Raw genomic sequence first — 11,287 nt, 5'->3', positions numbered from 1 at the left:
ATAACCATTGTTTTCAGCTCCTCTTTTATTGGTGGGGTGGGTTCGGAAGTTCTGTGATTGGTACTTTCCCTATACCCTGAAAACAATGGTTTCTTTCATTTTTCTATCTATTTAACATAATAGGCACCTTTTTCTCATCAAAAAAGCCCCATGATCGATTCAACAATCATGGGGCCTTACTATGATTATCATTGTCAGAATAACTGCGCTGACACGCCCTTTTAAGACGCGCTAACTTCTACCTGATCCGCCTTTTTCATCCGCTTCGATAAAACAAACACAACAATCACAAGCAATACAATTGTCAATACAAGAGTAAACACACTTCCCGTAGCACCTGCCACGACGAATCCGACGAGAGCGACCAATGCATTCAGCAATGCATATGGAAATTGCGTTTTCACGTGGTCAATATGATCCGCGCCCGCTCCAGTGGAAGAAAGAATCGTCGTGTCTGAAATCGGTGAACAATGGTCTCCGAAAATCCCACCGGACAAAACAGCCCCGATACAGACAAGCAGATGAGCATCGAGCGCAACCGCCATCGGAATGGCAATCGGCAGCATAATTGCAAATGTGCCCCATGATGTACCAGATGCCAATGCCATGAAGGCACCAACGACAAACAAGATGGCTGGAATGATGAATGCCGGCACATTGCCTTTCGTCACTTCAACGATGAATGCGGCTGTCCCCATTTCCCCGATTACCTTCCCAAGCGCCCAAGCAAGGACAAGCGTTGTCGCCACGTACACCATTTTAGACATACCAGATGTGTAAATATCAATAATCTCACCGAACTTCTTCACTTTATGCACGAGCATTAGAATCACAATCGTGATCGCTGCAAATAAATACGCGGTGCTAAGTGCTACACGAAACTCACTGCCAGGAACCGGTGTAACCGGAAACCCTTTCGAAATCAGCAAGCCGAACAATGTTGTAAATAACACCAATAATGGAAGCCAAATTAAGATGGCACGGCTGCTTGTCGTATATTCGTTCATTTCCTCCGCCTTCCGTAGCGGTTTGGACTCCGGCCAATACAACTGGCCTGTTTGACGAACCCGGTTTTCCGCCTTCGCCATCGGTCCAAAATCCAATTTCGTAAACGCGATCAACGGAACAAGGAATACTGTCAAAATCGCGTAAAATTGGAATGGAATGACTTGAACCAATGTGCTGAACTCGGAATCCGCAATGCCGAGCTTGTCGAACTCCGCACGGATCAGCCCCATAATGTACACGCCCCATCCGATAAACGGAACCAAAACAGCGACCGGCGAGGCTGTCGAGTCAATAATCCAAGCCAGTTTCTCCCTCGAAAGCTTCACTTTATCAAAAATCTTTTCGAAAACAGGTCCCACAATAAGCGGTGTCCCAAGATCAGAGAAAAATATAATAATACCGCCGAACCATGCTGACACTTGCGCATTGGCACGCGTTTTAATATACTTAGCCGAAGCATTCGCTAATGCCGCCCCGCCTCCCGACTTCTCCATAAGCGCTACAAAACCGCCGATGAAAAAGAGCAAAATCAGCACAGCCGCATTATAACTATCCGTCAGTTGCGGAAATAAATAGTCACCAATTGTACCTGTTGTGGCGGCTAGTGGATTGCCGCCCACAAGAAACAGAACTCCAGCAAAAACTCCGGAAAATAATGCAATGACAACATTTTTCGAAACAATTGCAAGAATGACTGCTACAAGTGGCGGAATCAATGATAGAAACCCCATATGTTCCATTGCCTTCATTCCTCTCTATGAATAAACTCATGATGAACTTGTATAATTATACACACGTGGCATTCCGGATAACAACTGTTTTTTTATTTTTTGAATAGAAAAATAACTGTATCGAAAAGCACTCTTACGGATTAATATCCGGTGGCAGCCACTCACGCAATTCCCACACAATTAACAAAAAAAGACCCTTTTGTGGAAAGGATCTCTTTACAACATTTTCAATTCTTTTTCCGCAATTGGCGCGTTTTGGGATAACGCTTTCGAAATGCTCATTAACGTGAGAAGCCGCTGCTGTTGTTTTAAAACCGTGTGTTTTGACACTTTCCCTCAATCGTTGAAGCATACCGGATACACGCGCGATTCAGTAATGTGTAAGGATCCATCTCTGAATAATAAATACCATTCTTCTTATAAATCACGGATTGATATTTTAAAGAAAGAAAACCGTTTTATGTTGTCCAAACAGAAGATGACTGATTAGCGTTAACTAAGGGAATTGATAGGTTCCCGGAAAATGATTGTTCGGATAAGCCATACACCGCACTACTGGAATTGTTGCTGCCAAATCAGCAACTCATTCACTGAAAAACTAACACAAGCGGAATGCGCAACAAGAACCAGGATTAAGAAACGATGAGAAAGAATATTGGCGAAACTGCGGAGGAAGTTGGAATATACTAGGTTTCGCTAAGAAGGTTGGTGACTGCCATCTGTGTAAACTATATTTTTAATATTTTAGCTCATATCTAACTTTTTCATAAAGCTCCTACTGTAAAATTATACTAATGACTGATCAGTCTATTATTTTACAGAAGGGAGTTTTTGTTTCGTAAGTTAAACCAGTATATACCTTTCCTAGTTCCTTCTATAATCTAGTTCCTTTCATCAAAATCTTCGAAATATCTATATATCTTCTAAAGTCTTCCGCCGTAAACTCTTCTAACCCCATTAATAATCTTCGATATTCTTTTTGGTCCAATTTTTTATGAAAATGATAAACTGTTTTTCCTTTGTCGGTTAACTGGATAATCACTTCCCTGTTATCCAGCGGATTTTTTGATTTGCTAACCATCCCTTTTTTAATGAGGCGCTCAATCATCTGGGATATGGCGCCTTTTGTTTTATTAGCCAATTCCGCAAGCTCGGATACGTTCGTTTGGTTTTTATCCCCAATAAGGTTGATTGTATGGGCTTCAACCATATAAATCTCATCCTCAGTGCCATACTTTCTGGGAATACTTTCATAGGCGCTCATTTGTCTTGTGTATTCGTAAATTGTTTCCATCATTTCGTAAAAAACTTCTTCTTTGTCCATCCCGAACCCTCCCAAACTTATTTTAAACAATGACGACCGCGCTTTAGCCTTAAACATACTACTTTCTTAAGTATAACATGTACATCCTATGAAAATTGCGCCATTCGCCTGCGCCAGATGTAGCATTAATGAGTGATCAGATTCTTCAGAAATTTCTATTGACATTTATTAGTTTAGCTACTATACTAAATTTTAATTACTCACCCAATTCAAAATATTTAAAGGTGACGGGTAAATTTGGAGGTGGTTGTTGTTTAAACGGAATGATTGAAAAATGACACATCAAGTTGAATTGGTGCCCTATTTGCCACGGAACATTGTAAGCCCTTTCATCCTAAATAGATCTTTTAGTCGGATAGTTGATTTATAGGTGATAAATGGAATTTATCAAAACAGCTTGGAGAGGATAATTTATGAATTACGATTTCAACAAATCTATCAATCGCCTTGGCACATCGAGTGCGAAATGGGATTCTACGGAAGAGTTATTTGGTGAAATGGATCTGCTTCCATTATGGGTTGCAGACATGGATTTTAAAGTTCCAAATGAAGTGCTCAGCGCCATTCAGTCCCAAGCTACACACGGTATATTTGGCTATACTGCCAAAATGGATGGGTACTACGACGCGGTGATCTCCTGGATGAGAAAACGTCATCAGTGGAAAATTAAAAAAGAATGGATTTGTTCAAGTCCTGGCGTTGTTCCCGCGCTCAGCCTAATCGTACAAGCTTTTAGTCAGCCCGGAGATAAAATCATTGTGCAGCCCCCTGTTTACTATCCATTTATGAAAGTGATTGAAAGTCACGAACGGCAAGTTGTTTTTAATCCCCTTCAATATAAAAATGATCGCTATGAAATGGATTTCGAAGATTTGATTTCGAAAATAGACGACTCGGTTAAAATGTTGTTCTTATGCAATCCACATAACCCAGGCGGACGCGTATGGACGAAAGAGGAATTAGTGAGGCTAGGAGACATTTGTTTAGCGCATAATATTCTCGTCATATCCGATGAAATCCACTCGGATCTCGTCTTTAAGCCAAATGTTCATACACCATTCGCGGCAATTTCGGAGGCTTTCAGCACAAATAGTATTAGCTGCACAGCACCAAGTAAAACATTTAATCTAGCAGGCTTACAATCATCCAATATTATCATCCAGAATGAATCGTTACGAGAAAAGTTCAACGTAGAGATTGATAAGTATTTCCTCGGTTTAACCAATACTTTTGGCGTCATTGCAACAGAAGCTGCTTATAACTTTGGAGAACAGTGGCTAGAAGAATGCTTGGATTACGTTGAGGGAAACTTGCACTTTATCACAGAATACTTTAAAACTCGATTACCATCGATTAACGTTTTGCCTTTAGAAGCAACTTACCTTGCATGGATTGATTGCCGGGAATTGGGGCTTACCGCAGAAGAATTGGAGACCCTTCTTCTATCAAAAGCAAAAGTTGCTTTAAATCAAGGCTATACATTTGGCCCTGGCGGCGAAGGTTTCGTCCGTATGAATCTTGCTTGTCCTCGCCACATAATAGAAAAAGCAGTGAAACAAATGGAAGAAGCGATTTTGTCAGTACAAGCTAAAACAGTAGTTTGAATAGGCGTACCAAACATTGATCTAACTATATTCTAACTGGGGGTAGTCAAAATGACAGTTCAAACATTATACAAGCGTTCCAACATGAACCGACTTGGGGAGTTCGGAAAATTGACACCTGATGCGCTGCAATCATTTGTTCAATTCAACAACCACGCTTTAGCCGAAGAACATTTATCCGCCAAATTGAAAGAATTGATTGCCGTGGCGGTGGCACATACGACAGGCTGCGCTTACTGTATCGACACGCATGTGAAGAAAGCGAAGGCTTTGGGCATGACCAAAGAAGAAATGGCCGAGGTCATTCTAGTGGCAACGGCATTAAAAGCAGGCGCAGCCCTGGCCCATGGTGTAAATGCGTTAAATGCTTTTGACGAAATAGACAATGAGGAATTGTACAAAGCCTCGTATATTAATAGATTGCCTGAATTTCTCACCAGTAACGAAGAGTCCTTTAAAGCTTTCTTCGCATTTGACAAACAAGCGATGAAACGAGGATTGCTTAGCGTGAAAGAAAAAGAATTAATTGCCATTGCAGTTGCCCATACAACAGGCTGCCCGTATTGCATCGATATTCATGTAAAAGGAGCGAAAAGAGCAAAAGCAACGAAAGAAGAAATTGCAGAATCCATTATCGTCGCTACAGCCTTAAAAGCTGGATCCGCTCTTGCTCACGGAGTAAATGCATTGGAATCGTATGATCAATAAATTGTGAAGAACAGGATAATACGATAAATCCTATCTCTGATTTGACATCTGCGTGCAATGTCCGAATCTCATCTTACACGGGCATCTTCTTTAATACCAAAATGAAGCTGCTTGGACTTTAATTGTTTTATCGTGAAAAGCAACTATCAGGAAATCGTAATCTCAATAAAATTTAAAGTTTTACTGGGGGGAGTTCATATTATGACAAAGACTTTAGATTTGGAGAAAGATCTGGATATTAAAAAGAAAAAGTTCAAGATGCCACATTTACTTTGGATCATGCTCGGGCTATTAACATTAGCTAGTCTTGCCACCTATGTCATTCCCGCGGGAAATTTTGCGGTCGATGAAAATGGTGCGATTTTAGGGGACCAGTTCGAATTACTCGGACACCAAACACCGGTACATCCTTGGATGATGTTGATGTTGTTCCTAGATGGTTTGACCCAGTCTAGTACTATTATCTACCTTGTTTTAGTAGCCGGTGCGACGATCAGTGTACTGCTTGCATCGGGAGCGGTGGACAACATTTTGAACTGGGCCATTTATAAATTAAAGGACAAAGGCTTAGGGATATTAGTCAGTGCTATGTTTATATTAATCGTCTATATTGGCGGATTTGCCGGAAGTGATGCCCTGATTGCGTTAGTTCCAATTGGTGTAATTTTTGCTAGGAAATTGAAACTGGATCCAATTGTTGCAATCGGTATTACGACTTTCCCAGCTTTAATCGGGTTTGGTACTGGTCCCCAAGGTCTATTTATCCCTCAAATGATGATTGGTATTGCGCCTTACTCTGGATTTGGACTTCGTTTCGTTATGATGAACTTTTTCATGGTTATTGGATTGATTTACCTTATGCGTTACATCAAAAAGATTCAGAAGAACGAGCAGTCTTCCTTAATGTTTAGCGAAGGTTGGAGGGCCCAAGCGTTTGGGCAACAAAGTGGAGATCATGAAATTAAGGAAGAAAAGCTAAAGTTTACAAGTGTGCTTGCACTGCTGTCCTTTATTGTTCAATACTTGGTCATCATTTCTTACTCTGCTTTTGGTGGAAATAGTGAAATGCTGTACAACTTCATTATTGTCATTAATATTCTAACGGCGATCGTGATTGGTCTGTTGACTCGGATGACGCTTGATAATTTAGGTGACAGCTTTGCCAAAGGTCTTGCTTCCATGGCTTTTATCGCCTTTATTATTGGGTTGGCTCGTGTCATGTCACTAATTTTAACAGAAGGAAACATTTTGGATACCATTGTATACACGTTGACACAGCCGCTGATGGGCATTAATCAGAGCTTCAGTACGATCGGAATTGCATTAATTATTTCTATACTGAATCCTCTGATTCCATCAGCCACTAGTAAAGCAGCAATCCTAATCCCAATCATTGAGCCGATTGCGGACACACTTGGTCTTCCGAAACAGGTAGCTATTCAAGCATTCCAATTTGGTGATGGATTCACAAATCTACTATCTCCAGTTCTTGGATGGACGATTGGCTCCTGTGTTGCGGCGGGCGTCGCGTTTACAAAATGGGTCCGTTGGGTTTTCCCAGCAGTCGTGCTCTTTATGCTTTTAAGTGGTGTGATCTTGTATGTTTTAACATCTATCGGCTGGACTGGTGGGGCTTCATAAACATTGGAGTAGAGTTTGAAAATCCATTCTAGGAGGATGAGGATCAATGAAAACGATGGTAAAAGTGAATGACTTCATAAAAAATAAAGCAAAAGAACTAGAGCCAGAAACGATTCGTATTCGTACCTATTTGTACGAGCGTCCGGAATTAAGCGGAAAAGAATATGAAACAGTAAAATTTTTAAAAGAAGAAATAAAGAAGTTAGGCCTAGTAATCGAGGAAGTACCGGGAAGCACTGGTTTCACAGCTTTACTTGATACCGGAAAACCAGGAAAGACACTAGGAATTAGAACAGATATCGATGCACTTCCTGTTGAGGAAAATCCAATGAACCTTGCAGGCCCAAGAAAATATTTCTCTAAAAACCCAGGGGTCATGCACGCATGCGGACATGATGGTCATATGTCGATTGTTCTGTCCACTATGAAAATCTTAAATAATATGAAAGATACCTTAAGCGGCAAAGTATATTTTATCTTTGAAGAAGGTGAAGAAATTGGATGCGGCATTGAAGCAATGATTCAACATCTTAAGAATAAAGAAATTGACGCCATTTACGGAAATCATTTAACGTCCTTCATGGATACCGGTACGATAGGGGTAGATGCGGGTCCACGAATGGCGGGAGCAATATTGGTCGATTTTACCGTTCATGGAAAAAGTGGTCATGGTTCACGCCCGGATCTTTCCGTTAATCCGCTCTTCGCTACCGCTCATATTTTAACTGGACTCACAAATGCGTGGGCAAATCAAATTGACGTTACTAAAACGGTTACCCTTGGGTTAACACAAATCCACGGTGGGACAGCTAATAATGTGATCCCAGACAAAGTAGAGATTGGCGGATCCCTACGTTTCTATGATGTTGAAGAAGGAGAAAAAGCTTTAAACATCGTCAAGAACGTTGCGAACCTTACTGCACAAGCACATAATTGTACAGTAGAATTCGGGGAAAAGTTCGAAATTGCTGCCTTACCAGTAATTAATGATGAAGAATTAGCGGAGTTAGCACAAGGTGGCATTGAAGAATTGATGCCAGGATCTGTCGTTCATAATGTCAGATGGTTTGCATCCGAATCATTTAATCAATATGCGAAGATCGCTCCCATTCTCTTTGCCTTTGTTGGTGTTCGCAATGAAATGTATGGGAGCGGCGCGGAGCACCATAATGATAAATTTGATATTGATGAAAACGGGCTAATTAACGGTGTACTTGTGACGACTAAATTTGCAGCTGATTTTTTGACCAAGTAATTGCGCTATAATTACTCGCATAACGGTTGTACTTTTTAGTTTGTAACTTATGCAACGGTAATGCGCATCCTTTTAAAATTCTTAAAAATCATTTCTCCCAAATCAATTATGTAAATAAAGAGGAGTAGGCCCCCCAATACGGACTTATTCCTCTTTACTGTTTAGTTTAATATTCCATTCACAATAAATCGTTTATTCTTCCCTTAACGGAACGTAAATTTTAAAAGTTGTACCTGTTCCTGTTTGGCTTGTCACTTCGATTTTCCCTTTCATTCTGTCAATAGGAATCGAGGGATTGTCTGTTAGAAGCTGAACTAGGTATTTTTCGGGAAGACCCAATCCAACATGGATTTTATCCGAAGAAGAAGAGAAGGAACTGCTTACGATCAAAAGCTCGTATTCACTTATGATAAATTTGCTAATTCCATCATACTTTTTAACTTATTGCCATCCCAAAGAAGTGTATGGGTCTTATGCGCTAAATTTTTAGCTGATTGCGTAAAGCTGCTGTTGGTAATCACCCAAGAAACATCTGCTCCATAATATTGTTTTCCAGACGCTACCTCTTGAACAGCTTTATTCCCCACTGAGCCCGCATATCGTTTAGCCTGAATCGCATATACTTTCCCTTGTTTTTTGGCAAGAACGTCTACACCTTGATCGCCTGATGCTTTTGTAATCTTAGCCCTAAACCCTAAATTTTGAAGCAACTCCACTAAAAAGTGTTCAAATTCTTCCCCCGACATGAGGTCAATATCTGCTACTGTTACTTTCTGATCATTTGCTCGTTCTTGTGACTTGAATAATTCTTTTTCAAGTGCAATGATCTCATACTTTTTAAACTCTCTCTTAACAAGATCATATAAATCATCCAAATCAAAATAATTCTCTAGGAATCCTTCTTTCACTAAAAATTGCTTTAAAAATGCTAAGTATTTAAGTTGCTCCTGATCGCCTTCAACAATTTTTATGAATACATAGATCACGTCTTCTAGCGTTGGGCTATCAAGATGTAATTGTAATAGCGGATGAAACTCATCTTCTAACGCTTGATAATTTTGTTCTAATGCTTTTTCATTTAATAGCGTTAAATAAAACCTTTCATTGCCTTTAATCGGATAACCTTTTTGAGTTAACAATTTAAAAAAGACAGAAATATGATTTTTATAAAGCGCTGAAGCAGCAACTTTTGAATCATAGTATGAACGATTCACAGTAGATGCCCAATGCCCCGATCCATTGCTGTTGTCTATATCTTGAACTAAGTAATCGATCACTGTTGGAATGACTAAGACAAAACAATCATACGTCGCACTAAATCTTTCCATCAATTCATCTAAAGCAGCATCCCGAGTTGGTTCTGGGAGACTTGTGACTGCATTTTTATCTGCTTTACTTTCTGGAACAATCCTTTTTGAAGGTTGCTTTTTCTTCTTTTTTTGAGGGCTATTTTTTTTCCTTTGAAGATCAACATATAATTCATTCAGATCTATTTGATAGGGATAGTAAAAGCGACGAGGACGATTAACGTCTATCTCCATCTGCCAATCAAAATCACCTTTTTTTTCTATTATTTGCTGTAAAGCACTGCAGAGTCGAGCGATCCCCTTCTTCTGTTTCAATACAGGGTCTTCTACTTCTTCTACTAATTTGATCTCTCGATGTAACTTTTCTAGTTTTTCTTCCTTTTGCTTTATCGTTTTATGCATGGTTTCATTTATTTTTGAAAGTTCTTGGCCTCTTTCTGTCAAGGTTGCTATTTCTTGATCTAAACGGTGGAGCTCAACGAGTTTACTTCCCTCTTGTTTTTTAAGCGCCTGTAAAACTTCTTGTTTCTCTCCAATAGTCGCATTTATTTTTTGTACTTTATTTTCTAAAGCTTTTACTTCCTTAGTTCTTTCTTCAAATTTTTCATTGATCAATTTCAACTTATCATTCATTTCTTCTATAAACTTGAGATTTTCATTTTTTGTCGCAACAGCACTAGTTGCCTCTTTTATAAATTTAAACAAATTTAAACCACCTGTTCCTTCTTACTTTTCCTCCCTCTATAAATGTTGATGTATCAACGGTTTAACCCGTTATAAGGGTGTCAAAAAATATTTTTTCGACACGTTTACTTACTGTGTTTCGATGATATGCGAATCTTCAAACAGGTGTAGGTGCGCTACGCGGTCACCGTTGGATAATACTGGAAACGATGATCATGAAATATACGATGCACTATGGATCTCCGCATTGCTTATGATGACGTACCCTCCCATGTCTCTTGGCGTCTAAGCGCCCACATTCCTTCGTTCGGTCTAGTCATAAGGCGGAGGCTGGCGAAGCTCCCTAAGGGACTCAATGGTCGAATGGTGAATATATTGTCGGCTTCTCCGTGTCATCCAATTGTCTAGTCATTCACTTGGAATGTACTTAAGCAGCTCTTTCGAGCTTGGGAATATCCCTCATCATTTGCTCCGCGTTAAATGCCATGTGCTTTGTACAAATTGCGTGCAGTACCTTGAGTAGTTTTCCACAGAGAACTACAATCGACTGTTTTTTTCGTAATGGATTCACTTGTCTAGTTGTGTAATAGTCGTGCAGTTGGCGAAACGCCTTGTTATGCCGGATCATCGGCACCATCACCCGAAAGAGCAGCGCGCGGAGCTGGCGTCTTCCTCTTTTGGAAATACGTTTTTGTCCTTTATGCTGTCCAGAAGAGTTCTCCCTTAATGTCAATCCCGCTAGTTTAAGTAGTTGGCGTGGATGATTATAATGAGCGAAGCTACCGATTTCAGACAGTAAATCAATAATCGTTGCGTCCCCAAGACCGGGAACGGTTTGCAGATATTTGTACTCTTCTGTTGCCTGAATAAGTTCCGTCAACTTTTCCTGAAGGGACTTAAGCTCTTTTTCAATCTGGCGAAAACGTTGGACAAGTGTGGTGATTTCAATCCGGGCCATCGTCTGTCCTTCTGTTACGCCAATGGAGATGCCTGCGTAATCAATAAGCTGTTTCGTTTTTGGCATC

At 40.2% G+C, this 11,287-nt stretch carries 9 protein-coding genes; 4 read left to right on the top strand and 5 right to left on the bottom strand.

The genetic code is table 11. The features are described 5' to 3' along the window. Positions 1-221: 221 nt before the first annotated feature. From AU377_RS04410 to AU377_RS04400, 3 genes are all read right to left on the bottom strand, one after another. Positions 222-1,748, bottom strand: a complete 1,527-nt coding sequence (locus AU377_RS04410) for a Na+/H+ antiporter NhaC family protein (protein WP_067404792.1) — start codon at positions 1,746-1,748, stop codon at positions 222-224. Between the two features lie 299 nt (positions 1,749-2,047). After that, positions 2,048-2,167: a hypothetical protein gene (locus AU377_RS15890; protein WP_172794023.1), complete on the bottom strand. Its 120-nt coding sequence runs from the start codon at positions 2,165-2,167 to the stop codon at positions 2,048-2,050. A gap of 446 nt (positions 2,168-2,613) precedes the next feature. Next, on the bottom strand, positions 2,614-3,063 hold the full coding sequence (locus AU377_RS04400; protein WP_067404786.1) for a MarR family winged helix-turn-helix transcriptional regulator: 450 nt from the start codon (positions 3,061-3,063) through the stop codon (positions 2,614-2,616). A gap of 413 nt (positions 3,064-3,476) precedes the next feature. On the opposite strand from AU377_RS04400, the gene AU377_RS04395 reads away from it, so the two are divergent. The 4 genes from AU377_RS04395 to AU377_RS04380 all read left to right on the top strand — a co-directional run bounded on the left by AU377_RS04395 (position 3,477) and on the right by AU377_RS04380 (position 8,271). Beyond that, the gene (locus AU377_RS04395) at positions 3,477-4,667 is read left to right on the top strand and encodes a MalY/PatB family protein (protein ID WP_067404783.1); all 1,191 of its coding nucleotides are present in this window, start codon (positions 3,477-3,479) and stop codon (positions 4,665-4,667) included. A 51-nt stretch (positions 4,668-4,718) separates the two neighbouring features. Then, positions 4,719-5,375 (top strand): carboxymuconolactone decarboxylase family protein, encoded by a 657-nt coding sequence (locus AU377_RS04390; protein WP_067404780.1) that lies wholly within the window; start codon positions 4,719-4,721, stop codon positions 5,373-5,375. A 201-nt stretch (positions 5,376-5,576) separates the two neighbouring features. Then, complete coding sequence (locus tag AU377_RS04385; RefSeq protein ID WP_067404777.1) at positions 5,577-7,016, top strand: AbgT family transporter; 1,440 nt, start codon at positions 5,577-5,579, stop codon at positions 7,014-7,016. 46 nt (positions 7,017-7,062) lie between these two features. Continuing rightward, positions 7,063-8,271: an amidohydrolase gene (locus tag AU377_RS04380; protein ID WP_216635642.1), complete on the top strand. Its 1,209-nt coding sequence runs from the start codon at positions 7,063-7,065 to the stop codon at positions 8,269-8,271. Between the two features lie 404 nt (positions 8,272-8,675). On the opposite strand, the gene AU377_RS04375 is transcribed toward AU377_RS04380, so the two are convergent. Further along, a complete protein-coding gene (locus AU377_RS04375; protein ID WP_067404774.1) occupies positions 8,676-10,283 on the bottom strand; it encodes a restriction endonuclease in 1,608 nt (535 codons plus the stop codon). Between the two features lie 406 nt (positions 10,284-10,689). Beyond that, positions 10,690-11,287 (bottom strand): transposase (locus AU377_RS04370; protein WP_156450378.1); only part of this gene is annotated, 598 nt, incomplete at its 5' end.

The sequence above is a fragment of the Sporosarcina sp. HYO08 genome (assembly GCF_001563475.1).
Classification (GTDB): Bacteria; Bacillota; Bacilli; order Bacillales_A; family Planococcaceae; genus Sporosarcina.
This window is presented reverse-complemented; position numbering and strand designations above follow the sequence as displayed.

Bases quoted from the DNA above. Each gene is read 5' to 3' on its own strand.
- AU377_RS04390 (WP_067404780.1), top strand. From the start codon at position 4,719: ATGACAGTTCAAACATTATACAAGCGTTCCAACATGAACCGACTTGGG.
- AU377_RS04380 (WP_216635642.1), top strand. From the start codon at position 7,063: ATGAAAACGATGGTAAAAGTGAATGACTTCATAAAAAATAAAGCAAAA.
- AU377_RS04400 (WP_067404786.1), bottom strand. From the start codon at position 3,063: ATGGACAAAGAAGAAGTTTTTTACGAAATGATGGAAACAATTTACGAA.
- AU377_RS04410 (WP_067404792.1), bottom strand. From the start codon at position 1,748: ATGGAACATATGGGGTTTCTATCATTGATTCCGCCACTTGTAGCAGTC.
- AU377_RS04395 (WP_067404783.1), top strand. From the start codon at position 3,477: ATGAATTACGATTTCAACAAATCTATCAATCGCCTTGGCACATCGAGT.
- AU377_RS04385 (WP_067404777.1), top strand. From the start codon at position 5,577: ATGACAAAGACTTTAGATTTGGAGAAAGATCTGGATATTAAAAAGAAA.